Below are 22,492 nucleotides of genomic sequence, written 5' to 3'. Positions count from 1 at the left end.
CGTTCCTTACGCTTCGGCGCCAGCCTTGGGCTTGTAGTTGGTGACTTCTGCGATACGCGCGGATTTACCACGGCGCGAGCGCAGATAGTACAGTTTGGCGCGGCGAACGCGGCCACGGCGGACAACGGTGATGCTGTCGATGTTGGTCGAATACAGCGGGAACACACGTTCCACGCCTTCGCCAAACGAAATCTTGCGAACGGTGAACGAACCGGCAATGCCATTGCCGTTGTTGCGCGCGATGCAGACGCCTTCGTAGTTCTGCACACGGGTGCGCGACCCTTCGGTCACCTTATAGCCGACACGGATGGTGTCACCGGCTTTGAAGTCGGGGATGTCTTTCCCCAGGGCGGCAATCTGTTCCGCCTCAAGCTGTGCGATAAGATCCATCGCAGGTACTCCTATATGCTCGTGGTTGGTCCACGAAGTTTGGGCACGGCCTGAGAGCTCTTGGTCTTCACCGGGTCCTGCACGCAGCCCGCCAGAGGTCAGATCGAATGTTCCTTTGGTCTGGTTTGATCTGACGCATCCCCGCCGAAGAAAGCCGAGCTTCAAGCCATGAACCAAACCAAAACACCGGAGTCGCAGAATGCGGCACCGGATTGCGGTCATTTAAGGGTATTGTGTGCCGGGATCAAGGACAAATCGTGTGGCAGGGCAGTGGGAATCCGCCTTTCGAAAATCACACCGTTGCCACAGCAGTCAGATCAGGCATTCTGAAGGAAATTGAAAGAGCAGAAATCTCAGACAGGACCCCATGATGCGAATTGGACTTATGCTGACGATTGCAGCCGCTTTGCTTATGTCGTGTGGACGCGGCGGCCCGAAACCGCAGGTCGTGGAGCCCACGCCGGGCGTGGACAGGACAGCACCGTCCGTAATCTATCCTGATTTTGGTGACGCCGATCCACATGACTGGGAGGGCCGTCACCCTGGCTTGTATCCGATCCACGGGCTTGACGTCTCGCGCTGGCAGGGACCGATAGACTGGCGCACGGCCAAAGCTTCGGGCGTAAGCTTTGCGTTTCTGAAAGCAACCGAAGGCGGCGATGTGGCGGATCCATTATTCGACGACCACAGGCGCGGTGCTCAGGCAGCGGGCGTGCCGTGGGGGGCTTATCATTACTATTATTTCTGCCGATCGGCCCGGGAACAGGCACGTTGGTTCATTCAGAACGTCCCGAAAGGGGCAGATCTGCCGCATGTTCTTGACATGGAGTGGACGCCGCATTCCAAGACCTGCACGTTGCGGCCCGATGGCAGAACCGTCCGCGCCGAAGCGCAGCGCTTTTTGGACATTCTCGAACGGCATTATGGCCGGCGCCCCATCGTCTATACGACGGTGGATTTCTTTGCGGATACGGATATCGGGCGTTTGCCCAAAACCGAGTTCTGGTTGCGATCCGTCGCAGGCCATCCGCGTCAGGTCTATCCCCGCACGGTCTGGCGGTTTTGGCAATACACCGGCACCGGGCTGGTGCCGGGGGTTCAGGGCAGGGTGGACATCAACACGTTCAACGGCACCCCAGAGACTTGGGCCAGCTGGAAAGCGCGGCGCTAGTTTTGTGATGTTCCGTAAGTTTCGATAGTGCCGCCCCCGACCAGGTGGTCCAGCCGCCGTTCGCGTTCATCACCAAAGGCGTTTCGCACCCAGAACGACTCACCCGCGGTCAGTTCGCGCCGCTCGAAACCGCGTGCGCTTAGGCAGCGATCAACCTGATCGATTTCGCCCTGTTGACGCAGCTCGTCCTGAAATGGCGCGGTGACCGCAGGCCCGATGATGATGCCCCAAAGCAGGATATTGGTTGCATAACCGCCGATTACGGCGCTGTTGCCGCCCTCGTCAGCTTCCTGAGAGCAGGAATCAACGGCAACCTTCGCAGAGTGCAGATTATGACCGGCTTGCGTCGGAACGGACATCCCAAGCGGTTTGGTGGTACAGGCGGAGGCAACCAATAAAGTGCCAAGCAGTAGCTTTTTCATAGTAACTTCAGTTTCACTTCTTTTTATCCCAAACCCCATGGAACCTAAGAGCGAATACATTGAGGTGTGATCAACTACAACTGGCAATCTGACAAACTTAGAACCTTCGGCAACCCGGCCACATCACGCGGGCTTAGTCCTGAGATTCGGAGTTGGTTTTGACATACTCTGCCCAGATATCAGGGCGCCGTTCGCGCGTGATGTCTTCTGCCATTTTATGGCGCCACTCCGCGATCCGGCCATGATGGCCCGACATCAGAATCTCGGGGATCGGGCGTCCTTTCCAATCTGCCGGACGGGTATATTGGGGGTGCTCCAGCAGACCCGAGGCAAAACTTTCCTCTTCGGTCGAAGCCTGATTTCCAAGAACTCCGGGAATCAGCCGTACTGTGGCATCAATCAGGGCTTGTGCCGCAATTTCGCCGCCGGTCATGACGAAATCACCCAACGACACCTCTTGCACGCCATAATGTTCCAAAACGCGCTCGTCCACGCCTTCGAAACGACCGCACAGAAGGGTCATGCCGTCACAACGGGCAAGATTCTGCATCATGCGCTGATCCATGCGGCGCCCGCGCGGGCTGAGGTAGATCAGCGGCCAGTTCCCTTGAACGCCTGCCATCGCATGCTCGATCGCGTCACCCAGAACATCGGCCCGCAGAACCATTCCGGCGCCACCCCCGGCCGGGGTGTCATCAACGTTGCGATGTTTGCCTATACCGAACTGTCGCAGATCCACTGTTTCCAGTTGCCAGAGCCCTTCCTGCAAGGCCTTGCCTGTCAGGCTTTCGCCAAGAACACCGGGGAAGGCGGACGGGAACAGAGTGATGATCTTGGCTTTCCAGACCCCGTGCAGGTCAGGACTCGGCGTCATCAGCTCGCGTGGTTTCAGGGCAGGACGGATTGCCTTACGGCCATGTGATCTGCTGGGTTTCTCTGTCATATCTGGCGGGCCAGTTCGTTCTGTGCGGAGTGAATCAGTGCTTTCTTCTGGGCGATCATGGCGGTTTCGTCCAGCGAGGAACGGTTCAGAGCCAGGATTTCCAGCAGCACATCGTCGGAAAATGCAGGCGTGCTATGTGCAGGCCCGACAAGCTGTGCCGATTGTTCGGGCGGCAGGTTCAGAAATTCGGCCAACGGCGCACCTGCACCAAAGCGGTGGTTCTGCAACGCCTCCATCCATTCCGTTCGGACTGTGACAGACGGCAGCCGGTTCCTGACGGCGTCGGCGGTTTCCTGAAGGGATGGCAAATGGGCAAGGTCGGTCGAAAAAGTGTCCAAGTCCTGCACCATGCGTGATTTCTGCAAGTCATGGGCCCACAGGCTCCGCAGCCATTGATCGCGGTTGCGCAAGGACATGTAGATCGTGATGTCGGTCTTGTTGCCCAGGAACCGACGCCGAACGACGCTGACCAGAGTTTCCGCCAGTTCCGGTGCGGCCCCGTAACCTTCATGCTTATTCCTGCTAGGGCGCAAGCCTGCGAAGTTTTCTTCGCTCAGGATCAACCCCCGGTATGCACCGAAGTGCAGCTTGTCGAGAAACGCGTGCAGGTGACTCCCAAAACCCGCCAGGGTTGCATCCAGCCGATAAAGCGAATGACGCGTGGCCATCTCGCTTAAGCCGCAGTTGCGCGTTTTATAGGGAAGAACCAATGCGAAGCGGGGCCAGATCAGTTTCCGGTTTTCATGAAGGAAGGACTGTGCTGCGGTCATGCCTGTCTTGTGCAGGCCCAGATGCAGCAGGACCCGACGCATCAGATCAGGCCTTCGGGCGGGTCGGCTACGATACGGCCTTGCTCCAAGTCCACTGTGGGTACAACTTGCATCGTGAAAGGTAGCAAAACCGTGGTTTTCAAGCCCGGCCCGTGCAATTCCAACAAGTCTGTCGCTCCGTGGTTCTGCACGGATTTGACCTTGCCCAAAAGGGTGCCGCCGGTGTCATAGACGTCCAGCCCGATCAGATCGTTGTGGTAGAACTCGTCATCGGTCAGCGAAGGCAACTGGTCGCGCCTCGCAAAAAGGCGCAAACCATTCAGGGCATCCGCCTGTTCCTTGGTCTCAACGCCACCAAGGCGGGCCGCGAACCCGTTCTTGATCGTGCGCGTCAATACCACCGGATAACGTTCTTTGCCCGCTTCATCGGTCAGCGGCGAATAGGCCTCGATATCTTCGGGAACGGCGCAAAAACTTTTCAGTCGCACCTCACCTCGCACGCCATAAGACCCCGCAACGCTGCCGACGCAGATCAGATCACTCATTGGCTGCCCCTGTCGTCAAACATATCCCGTTTCTCCATTCGCCAAGCCCATTGCAGGCTTCGCGCTGGTTGTTGCGCTCAAAGAACACGCCTACAATAAAGGCGATCAGCAGCAGAATGGGAAGTCGTATCAATCCGAACATGAGGTCTTACCGTGTTTCGATCATCAGGCCCTGTGCCCGGTTTTCCCAGCCGACCTGTTCCAGTTCAGGCATGTCCGACATCTGCTCTGGCGTGCCAACACAGAAATAACCAATCAGACGCCAGGTCTCGGGAACATTCAGATCGCGCATCATCTGGTCGGGATCCAGTATAGAAACCCAACCCAGCCCCAGCCCTTCCACCCGAAGTGAAAGCCAGAACAGGGTGATCGCGGACACGACAGAATAGCGCCGCATCTCGGGCATCGTACCGGCGCCAAGTCCCAGTCCCTTTTCGGTGCCGTCGTCGCAGAAGACGGCTAGCTGCACAGGCGCTTCTTGCATCCCGGACAGCTTCAGGCTGCTGTACAACTGCGCCTTGTCACCCGAGTACCCAGCCAAAGCGTGGTCATTGGCGGTTCGAAAATTCTTCAGCGCTGCGGCCCGAGCCGCTTCGCTTTCGACGCGGATCACGCGCCAGGGTTCGCTGAGCCCCACCGAAGGGGCCAGTCGAAATGCGTCGAGGCAGCGCGCCAGCACTGCCTCGTCAATCGCCTCGGAGCGGAACCGGCGCACATCACGCCGGAGCCGCAACAACAGGTCGAATTGCGTGCGAAAATCGTCAGAAAAAGTTTGATCTTGCACGCGTCCGCCTGCTTATTCTTCTGCGGCGGCTTCTTCAGCCGGTGCAGCCGCCGCTTCAGCCGCCTTTGCCGCTTTTTCTTCAGCGCGCTCCTGGGCTTTCTTGCCCGGGGTGCCCTTGTTGGGGTTGTTGCGCTCTGCCTTATCTTTGGCACCGGCTGCTTCCAGTATACGAGCGATACGGTCGGTGGGCTGTGCGCCCTGATCCAGCCAGTACTGGATGCGCTCCATGTTCATTTTCACGCGCTCTTCGCTGTCTTTCGGCAGCAGCGGGTTGTAGGTGCCCAGTTTCTCGATGAAACGGCCATCGCGAGGCATACGGCTGTCAGCCGCAACGATGCGATAGAAGGGACGTTTTTTCGAGCCGCCGCGGGCGAGACGAATTTTCATTGCCATGGTGGTATCTCCTTTGAATGGCGTATCCGGCGTGGGTGCCGGTTAGTTCTGGTGTTTGTTGAACCGGAGGTTCACTCTTGATGCTTCCGGTGGTGTCGGATGACTTCCTGAATGATGAAGTTCAGGAAAGCCTTGGCGAAGTCGGGATCCAGATCGGCTTCATTCGCCAGGTCTTCTAACCGTGCGATCTGCGCAGCTTCGCGCGAGGGATCGGACGGGGGAAGGTCGTGTGCGGCCTTGAGCTTGCCAACGGCCTGCGTGTGCTTGAACCGCTCGCCCAGCGTATAGACGAGGATCGCGTCCAGTCGGTCGATGCTTTCGCGATGCTCTTTCAACAGCGTGGCAGCCTGTGTCACGGGGTTGGTCATTGGCCGGTCCTCTCGGTGGTCAAGTCTATCTGCGGGTGGCGCCAGATCTGAGCGTGCTTGCCCAGAAGTTCGGCATTCTCAAGCTCAAGCGTGGCACCAAGCCGTTCAGCCAAGGCGCGCGAACGATCATTGGCATGAGCTATGTATGAGATCACGCCGTTCAGGCCCTGATGTCGTGCAGCGTACGCGCGCGCAGCCTGGGCGGCTTCAAAGGCCAGCCCTTTACCTTCGGCTTCTTCCAGCAAGGTCCAGCCCAATTCCGGTTCCGCCCAGCCCGGCACGTAGATCATTCCGGCCCAGCCAACGAATGCCCCGCCAGCCTTTTCGGTCAGGTGCCAAAGGCCATAACCTCGCAGCGCCCAATGACCCAGTCGGTTCGACAATGAGTTCCAACATTCGAACGCATCCCTGGGGCCACCCACCATATGGCTGCGCTCGGTTGCGAAGAACACGGTCATCGCGGGCAGGTCATCCAGATGCGGGGCGCGCAGGATCAGGCGTTCGGTTTCAATGGTGGGGATGGTGAAAGAGGTCATACGTAAGCCTCCATTCCGCCATTCACCAGATCCGAGGGTGCCGGGTGCCGCCAGATTTCGGACTTTCCGAACTTGGGGTGGTCATAGTGGTACTCGAACTGCGCGCCCAGACGCTTGGCCACGGCCTTGCTGGCGTGATTGTCCAGGTCGATCAGTGAGATCACGGTTTCCCAACTCAATACATCATAGGCATAGGTGCGTGCAGTCAGCGCGGCCTCGGTCGCATAACCTTTGCCGGTGGCATTGTTCAACAGAGTCCAACCTATCTCGGGTTCCGGCCAGCCTTCTGGAAACCAAAGTCCGATCCGCCCGACATAGGTGCCGGTGTCCTTTTCATCGACGCTCCAATACCCATAGCCGCGCATGGCCCAGTGACCCAGCAGCGAGGCAACCACCCGCCATACCTCATCCTTGCGCAGAGGACCGCCGACGAACTTCGCGGCTTCGCTGGCAAAGAAGGCAGTGTCTGCGTTGACATCAGCTTCGGACGGCGCGCGCATGATCAGGCGTTCGGTTTCCAGCGTCGGGATTGGCATCGCGAATGTCATTCCTGCCCCTCGCTGTACCGCCAGACATGCTGGGTTGGTCCAAAGGCGCTTTCTGCATTGGCATCACGCGCTGCGCCCAGTCGTTGTGCGAGCGCGTTCGAACGGGTGTTGGATTGCGAAACGTAGCTTACAAACTGCCCGGATCCGAGCAGGTCAAATCCGAAATCACGTACGGCGGCGCATGCCTCGGTGGCATAGCCCTGCATGCGGTGTTCAGCGCTGAACATATAGCCAAGTTCCGGTTCGTGATCGTCCCATTCCAGGCCCAGAACGACGAAGCCAATTGCGCGATCATCACTCTTTAGCGTGACCGAGAACAGCCCGTGACCATGCAGAAGCCAGCCCGAGGTATAATAGGAAAACTCGGTCCACGCGTCTTGGGCGGTATCACCAAAGCTGTCGTTGCAGATCGACGTCCACATCGGCAGGTCGTCCAGGGTGGGCACACGCAGAACCAGCCGCCGGGTCTGAATGACCGGCAGGGCTGCGCGATATTGCGCTGCTGCCATCGCCGCCTTTCCGGACGGGGGCTGGGTGCAGCGTGCTGGCGTCACTTTTTCTTTCCGAACCCGCTTAGGCCCTGTGGCAGACCCATGCCGCCGGCCAGACCGGGCATCTTGCCGCCCATGGCCTTGGCCGCCTGCTCCAACGCTTTGGGATCCATTCCTGCGGCCATGTCCTCGGGGCTGGGACCGCCTTTGCCGAACATGCCTTTCATGGCCTGTTTCAGCATTTTGCCTTTGCCCATCTTGCCCATCTTCTTCATCATGTCCGACATCTGCCGGTGCATCTTGAGCAGCTTGTTGAGGTCGCTGACCTCCATCCCGGAACCCGCCGCAATGCGTTTTTTGCGGCTGGCTTGCAGCAGTTGCGGGTTGGCGCGTTCGCGCTTGGTCATGGATTGGATCATGGCGATCTGCTGGCGCAGAATCCTGTCGTCCAGACCGGCCTGATCCATCTGTTTGGCCATCTTGCCCATGCCCGGCATCATGCCCATCATGCCCTGCATGCCACCCATCTGGATCATCTGTTCCAGCTGCATTTTCAGGTCGTTCATGTTGAACTGACCCTTGACCATGCGCTTCATCATGCGCTCGGTCTGTTCCATCTCCATCGTTTCCTGGGCTTTTTCGACCAGGGCAACAATGTCGCCCATGCCCAGAATACGACCGGCAATCCGGTCCGGCTCGAAAGTTTCGAGCGCGTCCATCTTCTCGCCCAGACCGACGAAGCGGATCGGTTTGCCGGTCACGGCGCGCATCGACAGTGCCGCACCGCCGCGCCCGTCACCGTCCATCCGTGTCAGGACCACGCCCGAGATACCGACCTTGGCGTCAAACTCCTCGGCCACCTCGACGGCGACCTGACCAGTCAGGCCGTCGACGACCAGCAGCGTTTCACGCGGGTCGACCACGTTGCGGACCTGCTCGACCTCGTTCATCAGAACCTCGTCGATATGCAGACGACCCGCGGTATCCAGCATATAGACGTCGTAGCCGCCCAGCGTCGCCTGTTGCTTGGCGCGCTTGGCAATGTCTACCGGTTTCTGGCCCGGCACGATCGGCAGAGTGTCTACACCAACCTGCGTGCCCAGAACGGCCAACTGATCCATCGCCGCCGGGCGATAGACGTCCAGCGAGGCCATCAGGACCTTCTTGCCCTCTTTCTCTTTCAGGCGTTTGGCAAGCTTGCCGGTGGTCGTCGTTTTACCAGAGCCCTGCAAGCCGACCATCAGGATCGGCGCGGGCGGGTTGTCGATCTTCAGCGCACCCGGGTCTTCCTCGCCACGCAGGGTGTCAACCAAAGCGTCATGCACGATCTTGACGACCTGCTGGCCGGGTGTGATCGACTTGGTGACAGCCTGACCGGTCGCCTGTTCCTGCACCTTCTTGACGAATTCCCTTGCAACCGGCAGCGAGACGTCAGCCTCCAGCAGGGCAACCCGCACTTCGCGCAGGGCGGTTTTGACGTCTTCCTCGGACAGGGCGCCCTGTTTGGTCAGCCGGTCGAAGACACCAGAGAGGCGTTCGGATAGATTTTCAAACATGCCTTCGGCCTCCTTAGCCGGTTATCTCATGGCGCTTCTTAGATAAGAAACACCGGTTAAATGCACAATTGCCCCCACGGGCGAAACTCGCTGGTGGGGGGCGATCCCTGAACGACTCAAGGGACCGGAAGATCAGACGCTTCCGGATGTTGGGGCGTCATCTACGCCGATGGACTGCCCGAGTCAAGGTGGGCCCTAGGTAAACGCACCGCGCGTGGTGTAATCTGGATGGACCAAGTCCAGGGGGCGCTATGAAGGACAATCTTCCGCAAAGAACGAACGAGTATGTCGGACAAGTCACCAACACAGACATCTGGTCCAGTTTCGATATCCGTCCAGACGATATCTTTGTCTGCACACCGCCCAAGTGTGGAACAACATGGACGCAGACGCTGGTTCGGATGCTGATCACCGGTAGAGCGGATCCTGCAGTTTATGACAACAAGGTCTCGCCATGGTTGGACGCTGGATTCAGGGATCAGGAAGAACAAGCCTCTCAATTGGAGGCGCAGACGCATCGGCGCTGCATCAAGACTCATACGCCTTTGGACGGGATCACTTATTCACCAGTTGCGACTTATCTTGTGGTGCATCGCCACCCGGTTGACGTGCATTTCTCGCTTCGAAATCATGTTGCCAATATGAAGGAAGACTGGCTGGACTATCTGTTTCCCGATGATTTGTCCGAGGCGTTTGCGATGTTTCTGGAACGGCCCGCATCGTCCAAGGGCACGGATGATCTGACTCTCAGATCGATCATTCATCACTTTCGATCCTTCTGGGGTTACCGGAAGCTGCCCAATATTCACTTTCTGCACTATGCAGAACTCAGTCGTGACCTGCCGGGTCAGGTGGCCCGGATAGCCCGGATTTCAGATATCAATATCGATCCAAAACTGGTCAACGACATCGCCGAGGCAGGCAGCTTCGGTTCGATGAAAAACAATGCCGAACGCGCGGCACAAGCGCCGGGCTTCCAAACTGTCTTCCACGACTACGCGCAGTTCTTTGCCTCAGGAACCAGCGAGAAATGGGAAGGCAAGTTAACGGCGGAAGACATGGGGCGTTACGGTGCATGTATGTCCGAGTTAGTTTCACCCGAGGAACGCTTGTGGCTGGAACGCGGCTTGGCCCCTTAACCCGCCCCGACTTCACGACGGTCTTGCCCGAGCTTCGATGGAAGCCAGTCATTTACGGCATCAGCCAACCGATGAGAACCAGACCCGCTGGAAAATGCTTCGACAATGGGATGGCGACCGGCGCTCATCCCTTTCTCAAGAACAAGGACCGGGCGATACAGCGTCGAGGTGCCGTTTTTGCCGCGGGATGTCGTGCTTTCGACTTCAGCGTGGGACAGGTTGGACAGCGTGTGTTCAACCGCTTCATAGCCAAAGACGGATTGGCGGCGGATCAGGATACTGTCCTTCCTCCTGTCCAGAATGATCTGAACCCGTCTTACAAAAGCGCAAAAGGCACCAAAGCCAAGACCACCTCCGCCCAGGGCGAAGATCAGGCCGAACCAGATGCCTTCGCCGCCCGTGCTCATCAGGAAAATACCGGAACCGACAAAGGCCAGAATGAAAATGACCAGCATGATACCGATGAACCAGGGCGTATTGGCGATGATCAGTTGGTTCGGGGTGTCTCGGGTCACTTTCATGGCGGTACGCTAGCACCGTTCCAACATCCTGTTCCAGTTTGATTTGCCCGCGCCTTGCGCGAATGGAATCGCAAACAGGCAGGCACCAAGACCGCATCTCCTTGATTTCAGGCAGAGCGGGTGCCGGGGTCACCTCCACGTGCATTAAGCCAGTCATTGACCGTGCCGGTGATGCGTTCGGCACAGGTTCCGGTCGAAAAAGCTTGGATGATCGGATGACGACCCGCACTCATACCCTTGTCCAGCAACAGAACCGGACGATGACGGCTTGCGAACAACCATGCGGGCTTGTTCAGTATGGTTTCAACTTCTGCATGGGACAGGTCGGACAGAGCGTGCTCTATAGCTGCATATCCGAAGATGGATTTCTGACGGATCACCAACGTGCCCTTGGTCCGGTCAAATATTACCTGAACGCGCCTCACCAGCAGGTGAAAGCTCCATAAACCCATAGCGCCACCAAAGATGATCATGCTCAACCCGTACCAGAAAGCCGACCCGCCAGCCCATGTCAGCAAAAGGCCAAGCGCTGCAAAAATCAGGGTATTCAAAGCAAACAGAATTCCGAAGAACCAAGGGGTATCGCTGAGGATCAGCTGTTGGGGTGTGTTGCGCGCGACTTTCATTCGGACAGGCTATCACCCGGGCGATTGTATGTCCCGCGCTTGAATTCCAAGCCTTGGTGCGCGATGAGCAGTCTAAACAGGAGGGTTTCGTGGACGCTTCATCCGCCTATCAGGACACACTGCCGCTGAGCTCCGACGCATTGTTGACGCGGATGGCTGGCTGGGGCTTGACCTATCGCCTGCATACCCATGCGCCTTTGCGTACGGTTGAGGATGCCAAGGCGGTTGAAGACCAGTTCATGGTGCCGGGAGAGTACGCGCTTCGGGTCAAGAACCTGTATCTGCGAGACAAGAAAAAGCGCAACTATCTGGTGACCTTGGAGCAAAGCCGCGAGATTGATCTTAAGGCGCTGGGGGCCGAGCTGGGCATTGGCAACCTGTCCTTTGGCTCGGCGGACCGTCTGTTCCAGAACCTAGGCATACGTCCCGGCGCGGTCAGCCCGCTGGCGATGATCAACGGAGTTCAGAATGATGTACGGTTCTTCATGGATGCGGCGGCAAAACAGGCCGAGTTGATTTACATGCACCCCCTTGTCAACGACCGCACCGTGGCCCTGAAGCGGGCAGATATGATGGCCTTCTTCGATCGCATCGGGTGCGAGGTCACCTGGTTGCCCTGATTATATCAGCGCCTCTTTCAGTGCGGCGGCAACGTGCGCGGCTGACGGGTTGACGAACAGGTGTCCGTCAGCCTCGAACACCGGATCGTCCAGGTGGTTCGGAAAAGCCAGTGGAAGCTCGGTACAGGCCAGCAGAATCGCGGTTCCGGGGCTGGCGTACTTGTCGCAAAAGACCAGTAGTCGGGCCCGGGCCGCGTCGGATGCGCCGCCGTAGAAGTCACTGTCGATCATGGCCTGCATCTCGGAAATCTCGGGTTCGGGCAACCGTTCATTTGCGGCAATGCCTTCGGCGTCCAGACGATCCGCATAGTTGGTGGCCTGCATCGTCACGGCTGTTCCCAAGACCAGAGCCTTGGACGCGCCAGTTCCTGCAGTGGCTTCGGCGGTCGCGTCAAAGATGCTGAGGATTGGCATTGAGACACCCTGCCGTATTGCGTGTAGCCGCGCATGGGGGGTGTTGGACGCGATGATGCCGAAATCGCACCCGGCGCGTTCGAGAGTCAGCAGGGCGTCGCGGAACACCGCGTCAAAATCCGCCCAGCTTGCCTCATCCCCGACAGAACCACGAAGGGCACGTGTCCTGGCCTGCGTGACGGATTCGATGGTCATCGGAGGGATTGGCAAAGGCGAGCCGTGACCACGTTCAGCGAAATAACGCCCGGCCCCTTCGGCAATGGCCCTGTAATAGTCGACGGTCGAGGCCCAGCCCACGCCACCCAGAATACCTATTTTTTTCATGCGCCCCGTCCAGTCTGCCTGTTTGCTAACCGGCAGACTGGACGTTTCAACGCCTATTGACCAGAGGCGATCAGGCTGCAAGCTCCGCCACTGCCTTGCGGGCATTTTCCAGCGCCGCATCCGGGTTCACGGCCATCTGATCCGCGGCGATGACGTCGACGTCATGAATGCCGATAAAACCCAGAACGTGGCGCGCGTAATTGGTGGCGAAATCAGCTTCGGACCCGACAGGAACACCGCCCGATGCGATGGCCAGAATGGCACGCTTCCCCTCCATCAGGCCTTTGGGGCCGTTTTCCGTGTAGGAAAAGGTCAGACCCGCGCGGGCAACCAGGTCTATCCACGCCTTGAACGCCGCGGGGACCGAGAAGTTATAGATCGGCAGGCCGATGACGATGGTGTCGGCGTCTTGCAATTCGGAAACCAGTTCGTCCGACAGGGCCAGCCGGTCGCGCTGTACGTCGTCGCGCTGGTCGGCGGGGGTAAAATTGGCGGCGATCCAGTCTTCCGTCAGCAGGGGCAGGGGGGTGGCCAGATCACGACGGATGATGCGTTCTGCGCCCAGTTGCTTGACCACGCGGTCGGACAGATCGCGGGTGGTCGAATTCACGCGGCGGGCAGAAGAGTCGATATGAAGGATAGTTTTAGCCATTGTTCAGGTCCTTTGGGTCACGGGAATCTTGTCCTGCCGCCAATATGATTATTGCGTTTGCGAACGAAACTCGGATACATCAACAGTTATTGTTGGAAATTGCACAGTGATGACATTGCCATGGACAATTGGGATGAAGTGAGAACCGCCTATCAGGTGGCACGCATGGGTACGGTCAGCGGCGCGGCAGAGGTTCTGGGTGTTCACCATGCCACCGTGATCCGTCACATCGATGCGATCGAGTCGCGTTTGGGTGTCAAACTGTTTCAGCGTCATGCGCGGGGATACACACCCACCGAAGCAGGCGACGATCTGCTGCGTGTGGCGCAGGCTACCGAAGATCAGTTCAATCAGCTTGTCGGCCGGATGAAGGGTCGCGGAGACGACGTCTCGGGTGAATTGGTCGTGACATCTCTGGGGTCTCTTGCGCCGTTGGTCGTGCCAACGCTCACCGCGTTTCAAAAGATGCATCCGGACCTGATCGTGCGATACCTGACCGGCGACCGGCTGTTCCGGCTGGAATATGGCGAGGCGCATGTGGCGATCCGCGCCGGATCGGCTCCCGATCAACCCGACAATGTTGTCCAACCGTTCCGGCAAGAGGAAGTCGGCCTTTATGCCAGTACCTCGTACGTCAAACGGTTCGGCAGGCCATCCGGCATTGAGGATTTCGGAAACTATCACTTCGTCAGTTCTGACGATGAGACCAGCCGCGCGCCGTTCACCCGCTGGCTGCGCGCGACGGTACCTGCCGATCGCATCACCTTCCGCTGTACCAACAACTTCTGCATGCGCGAGGCCGTTCTGGCCGGTGCAGGCATCGGTTTCATGGCCCGTTGGGAGGCCGCCCGCCACGATAATCTGGTCGAGGTGATTGATCCGCTCCCGGAATGGTTCGGCAATCTTTGGCTGGTGACCCACGTGGATTTGCATCGCACCACCAAGGTGCAGGCGTTCCTGAGCTATCTGAAAGAAGAAGCCAAAGGCTGGCAGCCATGAATCCGCAGATGCGTGGCCATCTGGCCATGCTGACCTTCTCAGCCCTTGTTGCGGGCAGCTTTTCGCTGGGGTCCATGATCGCCAACGAGATTGCCCCGGCCGCTCTGAACGCGGTGCGCTTTGCGACTGCCGCTGCGGTGATTGGTTTGGCCGCGCTTGCAACAACCGGCCTGCCACGCAGCGCCGCGCAGGCGCCTTGGCGTTATCTGGTACTTGGGGGTCTATTCGCCACCTATTTCGTCCTGATGTTTTATGGGCTGCAAACCGCCCCGCCTGTCAGTGCGGCCGCGGTATTCACTTTGACACCAGTTGTTTCTGCCATGGCGGGGTGGGTCTTGTTGCGCCAGATCACCACGCCGCGCATGGCGCTGGCACTGACCATTGGTGCGGTGGGCGCGCTGTGGGTGATCTTTCGGGCCGATTGGCAGATGTTCCGTGCATTTGAAATCGGTGGGGGCGAGATCATCTATTTCTGGGGCTGCGTCGCCCATGCGATTTATACGCCCATGATCCGCAAGCTGAACCGGGGAGAGCCCGCCGTGGTCTTTACCTTCGGTACGCTGGTCGCCGGGTGCCTGTTGTTGGTCGTGCTCGGCTGGTCTGACCTGATGGCAACCGATTGGGCTGCGCTTCCGGCCATTGTCTGGATCGGCTTGTTCTATATTTCGTTCTTTGCAACGGCAGCCAGCTTCGTGCTGGTGCAGTTTTCTTCCCTGCGGCTGCCGTCGGCCAAGGTCATGGCCTATACCTACCTGGTTCCCAGCTGGGTCATTTTGTGGGAGATTGCGCTGGGCAAAGGCGTGCCACCCGGTTTGATCCTGGGTGGTGTGGCGCTGACAATCATCGCTTTGCTTATGCTGTTGAAAGAGGAAATCCCGCCCTCGGTGCCAGTTCGCCGCGTCATGGAATAAGGCCCATCTTCTCGGGCGGAACCGGGCGAATCCAAGATACATCCCAGAGATAGATTTTGTTGAGCCAGATCAAGGCGCCCTTGCGGCACCTCCATTAGCTTCGTCAGCAAGCTAAAGGAGGAGATCATGTTCAAACACATCATGTTGCCGATTGACCGGCATCTACCGCCCGAGGTTCGCAAAGCGGCCGATGTCGCTGCACAAGTTGCAAAATGGCAGGGGGCTAAAATTACTCTGGTCAGCGTCACCGGGGCCCATATGGGTGAATCCTCGGAAACCGAAGCTGAGATCGACAAGGAACTGGCGGAGTTCACCGAACAGTTGGCTGCTGAGAGTGGATCCGACGTTTCCATGCGCAAGGTGCATTCGGTCGACGTCGCCGCCGAAGTGGACAGCGATCTGACCCGTGCTGCGGAGGAGATTGGCGCAGATCTGGTCATTGTCGGCACCCACGCACCCCGGATCACCGACTACATCTTCTCAAGCCACGCCGGTTATCTGGCGAAACACGCCAGCATGTCGGTTTTTGTGGTGCGTTAGGCCTCGTCCGACCTCGGCAGTTCAATTTCTAGAAACCGTTCGAACGCGTCCAGATTGACGGGTTCGAATTGCCCGAACCCCTGCATCCAGACCGAAGCGGCGCGCAAGGCGTCAGGTTCGAGTTTGCACCACTTTACCCGCCCGCGTTTTTCCTGACTGATCAGACCTGCCTTGGTCAGTATCACCAAGTGTTTGGAAATCGCGGCCAGCGACATCTCGAACGGTTCGGCCACATCTGTCACGGCCATATCATCCTCCAGCAGCATCGCCAGGATAGCGCGGCGGGTGGGGTCGGCGAGGGCTGCAAAGACTGTGTCGAGATCGTTGGACATGTGTCCGCTCAACCATAGCCGTCGGGATTGGTCAACCATTTGGTTGAATATGGAGATTCAGGGCTCTGGCGGCGCAGCGGTGGCCATCGGAGCGATTGGCGTGCCTTGGGTATTCTGGAAAATATAACTTTTTCAAAGTGTTAAGGTGCGTCAATCAGGGCGTTCTAGGTCGTTGACTCTGCGCCTTTCGCGCCTTAGCACCATGCCCAAGACTGTACGAGGGAAACGCCCGTGACCGATGATGACCAAAAGCAGCGGATGGCGCAGCTGGAGGCCAAGATCGAGGCGGCGAAAAAGGCCAAGGCGCCAAAACCTCGTGCGGACGCTGACGTGTCCGGGGGCGAGCTTGCCTGGAGGATGGTCATTGAAATGGTTTCCGGTCTCGGGATCGGATTTGGCATCGGATACGGGCTGGACAGCCTGCTCGGGACGATCCCGATCTTTCTGGTGCTGTTCACATTGCTGGGCCTTGTCGCGGGCGTGAAGGTTATGCTCCGCAGCGCGAAAGAGGTTCAAGATAAACAAACGGCGGCATCGGCGGCCGAGAAGGACGAGAGGGACTGAACGTGGCAACTGAGACCACCGCAGCAGAAGGCAGCAGCCTGGTATTCCACCCGATGGATCAGTTCATCGTCAAGCCGCTGTTCGGCGACGGTGCGATAGGCATGTTCACGGTCACCAACGTGACTCTGTGGTTGTTCTTTGCAGTGCTGGCCGTGACAGCTCTGCTGGTTCTGCCCACATCCAAACGTGCCATTGTGCCGACGCGTATGCAGTCGGTGGCGGAACTGGCCTATGGCTTCATCTACAAGATGCTGGAAGACATTTGCGGTAAGGAAGGCGTCAAGTACTTCCCTTATGTCATGACCCTGTTCATGTTCATCGTGACCGCGAACTTCCTGGGTCTGATCCCGACCTCGTTCACCACGACATCGCATTTCGCCGTGACCATCCCGCTGGCGCTGGCCGTTTTCCTGACCGTGACCATTTTGGGTTTCGTCAAGAACGGCGCCGGGTTCTTGGGTTTGTTCTGGGTGTCCAGCGCGCCGCTGGCGCTGCGCCCGATCCTGGCAATCATCGAGCTGATCTCGTACTTCGTGCGTCCCGTCAGCCACTCCATTCGTCTTGCCGGTAACGTCATGGCAGGCCACGCGGTGATCAAGGTTTTCGCAGGCTTCGCCGCGATTGCCGTGATTTCGCCCGTGTCGGTTCTGGCGATCACCGCAATGTACGGCCTTGAGGTCCTGGTGGCCTTCATTCAGGCCTACGTATTCACCATTCTGACCTGTGTATACCTGAAGGATGCGCTGCATCCGTCGCACTAAGGTCCGATACCCAAACATCGAAACTTCCAATTCGTAAGGAGAAACATCATGGAAGGCGATCTCGCACACATCGGCGCAGGCCTGGCAGCAATCGGTTCCGGCGCAGCCGCAATCGGGGTGGGCAACGTAGCAGGCAACTTCCTGGCCGGCGCCCTGCGCAACCCTTCGGCGGCTGCTTCGCAGACCGCAACCCTGTTCATCGGTATCGCATTCGCAGAAGCTCTGGGGATCTTCGCATTCCTGGTCTCGCTGCTGCTGATGTTCGCCGTCTAATCTGCGGAACCTGATCCTTACGCGCAGGTGGGCCCAAGCCATAGCGGCCCATCTGTTGTAAAGACAACGTTCCGACGGAGGACATCATGGCGACTGAACCCATTTCAGAAGAAGTAGTTGGCTCGTGCGTCGACTCGCATGGCTCTGCCATCGGGATGCCACAGCTCTGCTTCGATTGGTTCCCCAACCAGATTTTCTGGCTGGTCATTACGCTGGTCGTCATCTTTCTGGTCCTGTCCCGCGTGGCCCTGCCGCGCATCGCGGCAATCCTGGCGGAACGTCAGGGGACCATTACAAATGACCTGGCTGCGGCCGAAGATCTGAAGGCCAAAGCGGTCGAGGCCGAAGAGGCCTATAACAAGGCGCTGGCCGATGCCCGTGCCGAAGCGCAGCGGATCGCTGCCGAAGCACGCGCCGAAATCCAGTCTGGTCTGGATGTCGCGATTGCAAAGGCGGACGCGGAAATCGCTGCAAAGGCGGCTGAATCGGAAAAGGCGATTGCCGAAATCCGTGTCGGTGCGCTGGAAAGCATTCAGGTGGTTGCCAAGGATACGGCGGCTGAACTGGTAATTGCGCTGGGCGGCGAAGCGGAAGCTGATGCTATTGCCAGTGCTGTTGACGCGCAGACGAAAGGATAAGTGACATGCGGAACACTCTTGCTCTTGTCCTGACCGTTGGTGCAGCCAGCCCGGCCTTTGCCGCAAGCGGCCCGTTTTTCTCGCTTGGCAATACCGACTTTATCGTCCTTCTGGGCTTCATCGTCTTCATCGCGGTCCTGTTCTACTTCAAGGTCCCCGGTATGATCGGCGGTGCGCTGGACAACCGTGCCGAAGGCATCAAATCCGAACTGGACGAAGCCCGTGCGCTGCATGAAGAAGCACGCACTTTGCTGGCCTCTTACGAGCGCAAGCAGCGTGAAGTTAAGGGGCAGGCCGATGCGATTGTTGCAGCAGCGAAGGAAGACGCGGCTTTGGCAGCAGAACAGGCGAAAGCTGACTTGGAAAAGTCGATCGAGCGTCGTCTTGCGGCTGCTCAGGACCAGATCGCTTCGGCTGAAGCATCTGCAGTGAAGGAAGTGCGTGATCAGGCCGTTTCGGTTGCGGTTTCCGCGGCAAGCTCGGTTCTGGCGAAGCAAATGACCGCAGCGCAGGCCAACAAGCTGATCGATGCATCGATTGCAGATGTAGGTGCCAAGCTGCACTGAAGGGTGACCCCGACAGACAAATGAAACAGACGACCCGAGAGCTTTTGGCTGTCGGGTCTTTTGTTTTTGGCCCGCTTCTGTTTCTGTTGTTCGAAACACTCCGAATCCTACGACCTGCCGGGGATCAGGTTGATAGGAGCGCTCCGCTGGGGGCGTGACAATAGCAGGGAAAGACAGGCGGTGTCAGGCAACGCAGTTTCGATGAATATTGTCGGCGTCGTCCGAAATGGCGGGTCGGCGCTGATCGACACGATCAACAGGATCGAAAACCTGTCCGCGCAGTTGCGCCGGTTCACTGTCACCATTGCGACGAACGACAACACGGACGGTACGGATCAAGTGTTGTCCGACTATGCGGGTCAAAGTAGGCATGTCGATATCATGCGACTGGATGGTCTAGCGTCAGAATTGCCAAACCGGGTCGAGCGCATCACGGCGGCCAGGAACGCAGTTCTCAAAAAACTCGAGGACCAAGACAGGGACCTGGAGTTGACACTGGTGTTGGATATGGATGGTCCGAATACCTGCCTGGATGCTCAGACAGTTCTGGCAGCAGCGCAGCGGGTCGCCCCGTTGTGGGAAGGTGTTTTCGCCAACCCCAAACCAGCGTATGACGATATCTACGCGCTGCGATGCCCTGGCTGGTGTGATGAAGACGTGTGGCAACGCATTCAAAGCACGCGCAGGCCGCTGTTCGGGCGTCGTAAATGGCGCCGGTCTGTTATGAAGTCCGCTGTTTTTGACCGCCAGTTTCACATTCCTGCCGATACGCCCCTGATCCCGGTCGACAGCGCTTTCGGAGGTGCCGGGTTGTATAAATCCCGCGCGCTGCGGGGATTGCGCTATTCTTGCCGGGACGAAAAAGGCCAACAAGTGTGCGAACATGTTATGCTGCACAAACATCTGAGGGATCGCGGTGCAAGGCTGTTCATCGACCCGGCCCTGACAACACTGGCCGCTGAGGACCGTCTGGGAGAAGGCAGCGGGGCTCCGTTTCCCCGACATCTGCTTCCAGCCGCGTCAGGCGCCGCCTAGTCCCGGCCTTGCCCTGCTCTGTCTGAATTATCAGGATGGCCCTTAGGTCCGCCCGGTTTCGTGTTGCAGCCTTTGTTGCGCAATAGCTTCGTTCCGATCGGTCTTTTGTTGGTCCGCCATACAGCGTTCCACAAAGTCCAAATGGCGTTCAATTGCATTTCGTGCAGCCAAAGGATCACGCTGTTGCAGAGCCACATTGATGGCGCGGTGCTGATCCAGGATGGCCTCGCGGGTGGCGCGCTGACGGAACATGGTCTGGCGATTGTAGAACACCCCCTGCACCAGCAGGTCATACATCGACCGCATCATATGCAGCATCACCACATTGTGGCTGGCCTCGATGATGGCCATGTGGAATTCGGCATCCAGCTGCGCCTCGTCATTCGCAGCGTTTCGGTTGTGGGCCGCCTGCATCTTGTCAAAGATCGCTTGAACGACCTTAAGGTCGCTGTCTGATCCCATCCGCGCGGCCCGTTCGGCCGCCAACCCTTCCATGTCACGGCGAAAGGACAGATAGTCGAATACGGCTTCCTCATGGCTGCCGAACAAACGGATCAGCGCAGGGGAAAAGGCAGAGCCCAGAACCTCGGCCACATAGATCCCGGATCCGGCTTTCGCGGTCAAAAGCCCCTGTTCCTGAAGTTCGGAAATCGCATCACGCAAGGACGGGCGCGAAACGCCCATGCGCTCTGCCAACTCTCGCTCTGATGGCAGGCGCTCTCCAGGGCGCAGGATGCCACGCAGGATCAGAAGCTCTATCTGGCGAACGACTGCGAGCGACAGTTTTTCCGTCTGAACTTTGTGAAAAGGCATCTCGTCTTCCGAAATTGGTCAATTCATTTGACCATGGACGCCGGTGCTGTTCAAGAATCCCCGGTCACATCCGCCGAAAAATAAGGTCAGCAATATTGACTTTAATGTGAGAGGGCATAGGCTGCGCCGAATTGAGATCGGAGGAACCTCATGTCCCAAAACCCTTTGTTTGCCACCCGGGCCTCGCGGATGAAAGCGTCAGAGATTCGCGAACTGCTGAAGCTGCTCGACCAACCCGGCATCATTTCCTTTGCCGGTGGGATTCCTGATCCCGCCCTGTTTCCCGCCGATGCATTTGCACAGGCGTTTCAGCAGGCCCTGGGGCCGGATATGCAAGCGCAGGCGCTGCAATACTCGGTCAGCGAAGGCTATGTTCCATTACGGCAGTGGCTGGTGCAGCACATGCACGAAATCGGGGTGGAGTGTGACATCGACAACATCCTGATCACCTCGGGCTCACAGCAGGCGCTGGACTATCTGGGCAAGCTGTTCCTGTCCCCCGGCGATACGGCCCTGGTTGGGTGGCCCACTTATCTGGGTGCGCTGGCGGCATTCAACGCCTATGAGCCGCGCTTTGACCGGCTCAATGGCAACCAAGGGGCGGACGAATACAAGGCCGCAGCAGGCGAAGGCACTGTGAAGTTCGCCTATCTGTCAGCGGATTTTGCAAACCCGACAGGAGAATCCGTGGACTTGCAGGGCAGGGAGGCTCTGCTGGATCTGGCCGAGGAGCTGGATTGCGCGTTGATAGAGGACGGAGCCTATCAGGCTCTGCGCTACGACGGGGAACCGATCCCCCCCATACTGTCTTTGGAGCAGGCCCGCAAAGGGTCAATCGAGGACTGTCGGACGATCTATTGCGGCAGTTTCTCGAAAACGCTGTCGCCTGGTTTGCGCATGGGATGGGTCGTTGCGTCCAAGCCAGTCATTTCTCAGATGGTACTGCTGAAACAGGCAGCCGACCTTCATTCCGCGACCATTAACCAGATGGCCGTGCATCAGGTGGCGCAGGCCTGTTTTGACACTCATATTCCAAAAGTGCGCGAAGTCTATCGCAGCCGCCGTGATGTGATGCTGAACGCATTGGAACAGCATATGCCGGACGGGGTGGATTGGACACGCCCTGAGGGTGGAATGTTCATCTGGGTCACGTTGCCCGAGGGGAGGATTGGCTCTGACCTGCTGGCGCGTGCGCTGGACACAGTCAAAGTAGCTTTTGTTCCGGGGCAGGCGTTTTTCCCGGATGGCAGCGGTGCAAACACGATCCGTCTCAGTTTTTCAAATTCCGACGAGGCGACGATTCGCGAAGGCATTCGCCGGCTGGGAGAGGTGCTGCGGGCCTGACGTTCGGAAAGGTTCTGTTAACCAAAATGCTGCAACTCTGCGGCATGATCCGGTTTCTCGCACCTCTGTTGCTGGCCGCCTGCGTCGCCGGCACTCCGCATTTTCGCGATGTTCCTGCCACGCGCGTGGCTGTGAATGGCAGTGTGTTCGATGTGCGCGTGCGTGGCGATCTGGCCGAGGCTGTGCGGATCAACGCACAATACGCCCCTCGGCTGGGTTCAGTTCGGGATCGGGCCGCGTTGGCGATGGCGCAGGTTTCGGGCTGTCCGGTCCTGGATGTTTTGGGTGATGCGGCGGTCACGGTTGGTGTTCTGGGGTGTGATCGAGAGGCGGGCAAGCAATTGCTGCTGACAGCCGTCTCTACCCCGAACTACGAGTGCATCGACTATGGTGCCTATGAAAATGTCGGTGACGACTACGGTTACTAGGTCTTTGAATGCACCCCTTATTAAAACACGCGCATTCTTGCGCATTTAGGCAAGATGTTGTGGATAACTCAAGTT

At 58.3% G+C, this 22,492-nt stretch carries 33 protein-coding genes; 14 read left to right on the top strand and 19 right to left on the bottom strand.

All coding sequences use genetic code 11. From position 1 onward, the window contains the following. Positions 1-6 precede the first annotated feature (6 nt). Positions 7-390, bottom strand: coding sequence for a 50S ribosomal protein L19 (rplS, locus tag AC2FFA_RS14275; RefSeq protein ID WP_117869922.1), 384 nt, complete (start codon positions 388-390; stop codon positions 7-9). Between the two features lie 370 nt (positions 391-760). On the opposite strand from rplS, the gene AC2FFA_RS14270 reads away from it, so the two are divergent. After that, positions 761-1,561, top strand: coding sequence for a glycoside hydrolase family 25 protein (locus AC2FFA_RS14270; protein ID WP_205511819.1), 801 nt, complete (start codon positions 761-763; stop codon positions 1,559-1,561). Here the strand turns inward: AC2FFA_RS14270 and AC2FFA_RS14265 are convergent. From AC2FFA_RS14265 to ffh, 12 genes are all read right to left on the bottom strand, one after another. Further along, the gene (locus AC2FFA_RS14265) at positions 1,558-1,983 is read right to left on the bottom strand and encodes a hypothetical protein (RefSeq protein WP_496852086.1); all 426 of its coding nucleotides are present in this window, start codon (positions 1,981-1,983) and stop codon (positions 1,558-1,560) included. The two genes, AC2FFA_RS14270 and AC2FFA_RS14265, sit on opposite strands and share 4 nt — an antisense overlap. A gap of 133 nt (positions 1,984-2,116) precedes the next feature. Then, the gene (trmD, locus tag AC2FFA_RS14260; protein ID WP_299900402.1) at positions 2,117-2,926 is read right to left on the bottom strand and encodes a tRNA (guanosine(37)-N1)-methyltransferase TrmD; all 810 of its coding nucleotides are present in this window, start codon (positions 2,924-2,926) and stop codon (positions 2,117-2,119) included. Then, the gene (locus tag AC2FFA_RS14255; protein ID WP_496852085.1) at positions 2,923-3,738 is read right to left on the bottom strand and encodes a hypothetical protein; all 816 of its coding nucleotides are present in this window, start codon (positions 3,736-3,738) and stop codon (positions 2,923-2,925) included. The genes trmD and AC2FFA_RS14255 overlap by 4 nt, the downstream gene beginning before the upstream one ends. After that, positions 3,738-4,241 (bottom strand): ribosome maturation factor RimM, encoded by a 504-nt coding sequence (gene rimM, locus AC2FFA_RS14250; RefSeq protein WP_299900408.1) that lies wholly within the window; start codon positions 4,239-4,241, stop codon positions 3,738-3,740. The genes AC2FFA_RS14255 and rimM overlap by 1 nt, the downstream gene beginning before the upstream one ends. Then, the gene (locus AC2FFA_RS14245; RefSeq protein ID WP_162896811.1) at positions 4,234-4,383 is read right to left on the bottom strand and encodes a hypothetical protein; all 150 of its coding nucleotides are present in this window, start codon (positions 4,381-4,383) and stop codon (positions 4,234-4,236) included. Before AC2FFA_RS14245 ends, rimM begins: the two co-directional genes overlap by 8 nt. A 6-nt stretch (positions 4,384-4,389) precedes the next feature. Beyond that, entirely contained in the window at positions 4,390-5,025 is a 636-nt protein-coding gene (gene bluB / locus AC2FFA_RS14240) for a 5,6-dimethylbenzimidazole synthase (protein ID WP_496852084.1), read from the bottom strand. A 12-nt stretch (positions 5,026-5,037) separates the two neighbouring features. Then, positions 5,038-5,418, bottom strand: coding sequence for a 30S ribosomal protein S16 (gene rpsP / locus AC2FFA_RS14235; RefSeq protein ID WP_496852082.1), 381 nt, complete (start codon positions 5,416-5,418; stop codon positions 5,038-5,040). Between the two features lie 71 nt (positions 5,419-5,489). Continuing rightward, entirely contained in the window at positions 5,490-5,786 is a 297-nt protein-coding gene (locus AC2FFA_RS14230; protein ID WP_117869914.1) for a chorismate mutase, read from the bottom strand. Beyond that, complete coding sequence (locus AC2FFA_RS14225) at positions 5,783-6,322, bottom strand: GNAT family N-acetyltransferase (protein ID WP_117869913.1); 540 nt, start codon at positions 6,320-6,322, stop codon at positions 5,783-5,785. The genes AC2FFA_RS14230 and AC2FFA_RS14225 overlap by 4 nt, the downstream gene beginning before the upstream one ends. Next, entirely contained in the window at positions 6,319-6,870 is a 552-nt protein-coding gene (locus AC2FFA_RS14220; protein WP_496852081.1) for a GNAT family N-acetyltransferase, read from the bottom strand. The genes AC2FFA_RS14225 and AC2FFA_RS14220 overlap by 4 nt, the downstream gene beginning before the upstream one ends. Next, the gene (locus AC2FFA_RS14215; RefSeq protein ID WP_496852080.1) at positions 6,867-7,379 is read right to left on the bottom strand and encodes a GNAT family N-acetyltransferase; all 513 of its coding nucleotides are present in this window, start codon (positions 7,377-7,379) and stop codon (positions 6,867-6,869) included. Before AC2FFA_RS14215 ends, AC2FFA_RS14220 begins: the two co-directional genes overlap by 4 nt. Positions 7,380-7,420: 41 nt before the next feature. Further along, a complete protein-coding gene (gene ffh, locus AC2FFA_RS14210; protein ID WP_117869910.1) occupies positions 7,421-8,917 on the bottom strand; it encodes a signal recognition particle protein in 1,497 nt (498 codons plus the stop codon). 251 nt (positions 8,918-9,168) lie between these two features. Here ffh and AC2FFA_RS14205 point away from each other — a divergent pair, with 251 nt between their 5' ends. After that, complete coding sequence (locus AC2FFA_RS14205; RefSeq protein ID WP_496852079.1) at positions 9,169-10,056, top strand: sulfotransferase domain-containing protein; 888 nt, start codon at positions 9,169-9,171, stop codon at positions 10,054-10,056. On the opposite strand, the gene AC2FFA_RS14200 is transcribed toward AC2FFA_RS14205, so the two are convergent. Together AC2FFA_RS14200 and AC2FFA_RS14195 are read right to left on the bottom strand one after the other, a co-directional pair. Continuing rightward, the gene (locus AC2FFA_RS14200; protein WP_117869908.1) at positions 10,053-10,577 is read right to left on the bottom strand and encodes a hypothetical protein; all 525 of its coding nucleotides are present in this window, start codon (positions 10,575-10,577) and stop codon (positions 10,053-10,055) included. The genes AC2FFA_RS14205 and AC2FFA_RS14200 overlap by 4 nt on opposite strands. A gap of 107 nt (positions 10,578-10,684) precedes the next feature. After that, positions 10,685-11,203 carry a hypothetical protein gene (locus tag AC2FFA_RS14195; protein WP_496852077.1) on the bottom strand — a complete coding sequence of 173 codons (519 nt, stop codon included), beginning with the start codon at positions 11,201-11,203 and terminating at the stop codon, positions 10,685-10,687. 89 nt (positions 11,204-11,292) lie between these two features. On the opposite strand from AC2FFA_RS14195, the gene AC2FFA_RS14190 reads away from it, so the two are divergent. Then, positions 11,293-11,823 carry a prolyl-tRNA synthetase associated domain-containing protein gene (locus tag AC2FFA_RS14190; protein WP_496852076.1) on the top strand — a complete coding sequence of 177 codons (531 nt, stop codon included), beginning with the start codon at positions 11,293-11,295 and terminating at the stop codon, positions 11,821-11,823. On the opposite strand, the gene AC2FFA_RS14185 is transcribed toward AC2FFA_RS14190, so the two are convergent. Then, positions 11,824-12,561 carry an aspartate/glutamate racemase family protein gene (locus AC2FFA_RS14185; protein WP_496852075.1) on the bottom strand — a complete coding sequence of 246 codons (738 nt, stop codon included), beginning with the start codon at positions 12,559-12,561 and terminating at the stop codon, positions 11,824-11,826. It lies immediately after the preceding gene. 70 nt (positions 12,562-12,631) lie between these two features. Then, positions 12,632-13,213, bottom strand: a complete 582-nt coding sequence (locus AC2FFA_RS14180) for an FMN-dependent NADH-azoreductase (RefSeq protein ID WP_496852074.1) — start codon at positions 13,211-13,213, stop codon at positions 12,632-12,634. Positions 13,214-13,333: 120 nt separating this feature from the next. On the opposite strand from AC2FFA_RS14180, the gene AC2FFA_RS14175 reads away from it, so the two are divergent. From AC2FFA_RS14175 to AC2FFA_RS14165, 3 genes are all read left to right on the top strand, one after another. After that, the gene (locus AC2FFA_RS14175) at positions 13,334-14,212 is read left to right on the top strand and encodes a LysR family transcriptional regulator (RefSeq protein ID WP_117869904.1); all 879 of its coding nucleotides are present in this window, start codon (positions 13,334-13,336) and stop codon (positions 14,210-14,212) included. Then, on the top strand, positions 14,209-15,123 hold the full coding sequence (locus tag AC2FFA_RS14170) for a DMT family transporter (RefSeq protein WP_496852073.1): 915 nt from the start codon (positions 14,209-14,211) through the stop codon (positions 15,121-15,123). Before AC2FFA_RS14175 ends, AC2FFA_RS14170 begins: the two co-directional genes overlap by 4 nt. A gap of 126 nt (positions 15,124-15,249) precedes the next feature. Beyond that, positions 15,250-15,663 (top strand): universal stress protein, encoded by a 414-nt coding sequence (locus AC2FFA_RS14165; protein ID WP_117869902.1) that lies wholly within the window; start codon positions 15,250-15,252, stop codon positions 15,661-15,663. On the opposite strand, the gene AC2FFA_RS14160 is transcribed toward AC2FFA_RS14165, so the two are convergent. After that, positions 15,660-15,995 (bottom strand): ArsR/SmtB family transcription factor, encoded by a 336-nt coding sequence (locus AC2FFA_RS14160; RefSeq protein WP_299637197.1) that lies wholly within the window; start codon positions 15,993-15,995, stop codon positions 15,660-15,662. The genes AC2FFA_RS14165 and AC2FFA_RS14160 overlap by 4 nt on opposite strands. Positions 15,996-16,226: 231 nt before the next feature. Between AC2FFA_RS14160 and AC2FFA_RS14155 the strand changes: the two genes are divergently transcribed. The 6 genes from AC2FFA_RS14155 (at position 16,227) to AC2FFA_RS14130 (ending at position 19,832) form a co-directional block, all read left to right on the top strand. Continuing rightward, a complete protein-coding gene (locus AC2FFA_RS14155; protein WP_117869900.1) occupies positions 16,227-16,559 on the top strand; it encodes an AtpZ/AtpI family protein in 333 nt (110 codons plus the stop codon). Between the two features lie 2 nt (positions 16,560-16,561). After that, positions 16,562-17,320, top strand: coding sequence for a F0F1 ATP synthase subunit A (locus AC2FFA_RS14150; protein ID WP_117869899.1), 759 nt, complete (start codon positions 16,562-16,564; stop codon positions 17,318-17,320). Between the two features lie 48 nt (positions 17,321-17,368). Continuing rightward, positions 17,369-17,593: a F0F1 ATP synthase subunit C gene (locus tag AC2FFA_RS14145; protein ID WP_005981269.1), complete on the top strand. Its 225-nt coding sequence runs from the start codon at positions 17,369-17,371 to the stop codon at positions 17,591-17,593. Between the two features lie 86 nt (positions 17,594-17,679). Next, a complete protein-coding gene (locus AC2FFA_RS14140; protein ID WP_117869898.1) occupies positions 17,680-18,231 on the top strand; it encodes a F0F1 ATP synthase subunit B' in 552 nt (183 codons plus the stop codon). Positions 18,232-18,236: 5 nt separating this feature from the next. After that, a complete protein-coding gene (locus AC2FFA_RS14135; protein WP_496852071.1) occupies positions 18,237-18,797 on the top strand; it encodes a F0F1 ATP synthase subunit B in 561 nt (186 codons plus the stop codon). Between the two features lie 180 nt (positions 18,798-18,977). After that, a complete protein-coding gene (locus AC2FFA_RS14130) occupies positions 18,978-19,832 on the top strand; it encodes a hypothetical protein (protein ID WP_162896810.1) in 855 nt (284 codons plus the stop codon). A gap of 42 nt (positions 19,833-19,874) precedes the next feature. On the opposite strand, the gene AC2FFA_RS14125 is transcribed toward AC2FFA_RS14130, so the two are convergent. After that, positions 19,875-20,645 (bottom strand): FadR/GntR family transcriptional regulator, encoded by a 771-nt coding sequence (locus AC2FFA_RS14125; RefSeq protein ID WP_117869895.1) that lies wholly within the window; start codon positions 20,643-20,645, stop codon positions 19,875-19,877. Between the two features lie 150 nt (positions 20,646-20,795). Here AC2FFA_RS14125 and AC2FFA_RS14120 point away from each other — a divergent pair, with 150 nt between their 5' ends. Both AC2FFA_RS14120 and AC2FFA_RS14115 read left to right on the top strand, forming a co-directional pair. Next, positions 20,796-21,989 (top strand): aminotransferase-like domain-containing protein, encoded by a 1,194-nt coding sequence (locus AC2FFA_RS14120; RefSeq protein ID WP_496852070.1) that lies wholly within the window; start codon positions 20,796-20,798, stop codon positions 21,987-21,989. Positions 21,990-22,015: 26 nt separating this feature from the next. After that, entirely contained in the window at positions 22,016-22,417 is a 402-nt protein-coding gene (locus AC2FFA_RS14115) for a hypothetical protein (RefSeq protein WP_496852068.1), read from the top strand. Positions 22,418-22,492 lie beyond the last annotated feature (75 nt).

It is taken from the genome of Ruegeria sp. YTSB088, from assembly GCF_059609825.1.
Note: the sequence above shows the minus strand (reverse complement) of the source record. Positions and strands in the feature narration are given on the sequence as shown.

What these genes read in the sequence shown, in the direction of transcription:
- AC2FFA_RS14145 (WP_005981269.1), top strand. Translation starts at nt 17,369, where the DNA reads ATGGAAGGCGATCTCGCACACATCGGCGCAGGCCTGGCAGCAATCGGT.
- AC2FFA_RS14220 (WP_496852081.1), bottom strand. Translation starts at nt 6,870, where the DNA reads ATGACATTCGCGATGCCAATCCCGACGCTGGAAACCGAACGCCTGATC.
- AC2FFA_RS14230 (WP_117869914.1), bottom strand. Translation starts at nt 5,786, where the DNA reads ATGACCAACCCCGTGACACAGGCTGCCACGCTGTTGAAAGAGCATCGC.
- AC2FFA_RS14205 (WP_496852079.1), top strand. Translation starts at nt 9,169, where the DNA reads ATGAAGGACAATCTTCCGCAAAGAACGAACGAGTATGTCGGACAAGTC.
- AC2FFA_RS14195 (WP_496852077.1), bottom strand. Translation starts at nt 11,203, where the DNA reads ATGAAAGTCGCGCGCAACACACCCCAACAGCTGATCCTCAGCGATACC.
- AC2FFA_RS14185 (WP_496852075.1), bottom strand. Translation starts at nt 12,561, where the DNA reads ATGAAAAAAATAGGTATTCTGGGTGGCGTGGGCTGGGCCTCGACCGTC.
- trmD (WP_299900402.1), bottom strand. Translation starts at nt 2,926, where the DNA reads ATGACAGAGAAACCCAGCAGATCACATGGCCGTAAGGCAATCCGTCCT.
- AC2FFA_RS14115 (WP_496852068.1), top strand. Translation starts at nt 22,016, where the DNA reads ATGCTGCAACTCTGCGGCATGATCCGGTTTCTCGCACCTCTGTTGCTG.
- rimM (WP_299900408.1), bottom strand. Translation starts at nt 4,241, where the DNA reads ATGAGTGATCTGATCTGCGTCGGCAGCGTTGCGGGGTCTTATGGCGTG.
- AC2FFA_RS14215 (WP_496852080.1), bottom strand. Translation starts at nt 7,379, where the DNA reads ATGGCAGCAGCGCAATATCGCGCAGCCCTGCCGGTCATTCAGACCCGG.
- AC2FFA_RS14175 (WP_117869904.1), top strand. Translation starts at nt 13,334, where the DNA reads ATGGACAATTGGGATGAAGTGAGAACCGCCTATCAGGTGGCACGCATG.
- rplS (WP_117869922.1), bottom strand. Translation starts at nt 390, where the DNA reads ATGGATCTTATCGCACAGCTTGAGGCGGAACAGATTGCCGCCCTGGGG.
- AC2FFA_RS14165 (WP_117869902.1), top strand. Translation starts at nt 15,250, where the DNA reads ATGTTCAAACACATCATGTTGCCGATTGACCGGCATCTACCGCCCGAG.
- AC2FFA_RS14135 (WP_496852071.1), top strand. Translation starts at nt 18,237, where the DNA reads ATGCGGAACACTCTTGCTCTTGTCCTGACCGTTGGTGCAGCCAGCCCG.
- AC2FFA_RS14225 (WP_117869913.1), bottom strand. Translation starts at nt 6,322, where the DNA reads ATGACCTCTTTCACCATCCCCACCATTGAAACCGAACGCCTGATCCTG.
- ffh (WP_117869910.1), bottom strand. Translation starts at nt 8,917, where the DNA reads ATGTTTGAAAATCTATCCGAACGCCTCTCTGGTGTCTTCGACCGGCTG.
- AC2FFA_RS14245 (WP_162896811.1), bottom strand. Translation starts at nt 4,383, where the DNA reads ATGTTCGGATTGATACGACTTCCCATTCTGCTGCTGATCGCCTTTATT.
- AC2FFA_RS14160 (WP_299637197.1), bottom strand. Translation starts at nt 15,995, where the DNA reads ATGTCCAACGATCTCGACACAGTCTTTGCAGCCCTCGCCGACCCCACC.
- AC2FFA_RS14200 (WP_117869908.1), bottom strand. Translation starts at nt 10,577, where the DNA reads ATGAAAGTGACCCGAGACACCCCGAACCAACTGATCATCGCCAATACG.
- AC2FFA_RS14120 (WP_496852070.1), top strand. Translation starts at nt 20,796, where the DNA reads ATGTCCCAAAACCCTTTGTTTGCCACCCGGGCCTCGCGGATGAAAGCG.
- AC2FFA_RS14270 (WP_205511819.1), top strand. Translation starts at nt 761, where the DNA reads ATGCGAATTGGACTTATGCTGACGATTGCAGCCGCTTTGCTTATGTCG.
- AC2FFA_RS14140 (WP_117869898.1), top strand. Translation starts at nt 17,680, where the DNA reads ATGGCGACTGAACCCATTTCAGAAGAAGTAGTTGGCTCGTGCGTCGAC.
- AC2FFA_RS14180 (WP_496852074.1), bottom strand. Translation starts at nt 13,213, where the DNA reads ATGGCTAAAACTATCCTTCATATCGACTCTTCTGCCCGCCGCGTGAAT.
- AC2FFA_RS14255 (WP_496852085.1), bottom strand. Translation starts at nt 3,738, where the DNA reads ATGCGTCGGGTCCTGCTGCATCTGGGCCTGCACAAGACAGGCATGACC.
- AC2FFA_RS14170 (WP_496852073.1), top strand. Translation starts at nt 14,209, where the DNA reads ATGAATCCGCAGATGCGTGGCCATCTGGCCATGCTGACCTTCTCAGCC.
- AC2FFA_RS14265 (WP_496852086.1), bottom strand. Translation starts at nt 1,983, where the DNA reads ATGAAAAAGCTACTGCTTGGCACTTTATTGGTTGCCTCCGCCTGTACC.
- rpsP (WP_496852082.1), bottom strand. Translation starts at nt 5,418, where the DNA reads ATGGCAATGAAAATTCGTCTCGCCCGCGGCGGCTCGAAAAAACGTCCC.
- AC2FFA_RS14125 (WP_117869895.1), bottom strand. Translation starts at nt 20,645, where the DNA reads ATGCCTTTTCACAAAGTTCAGACGGAAAAACTGTCGCTCGCAGTCGTT.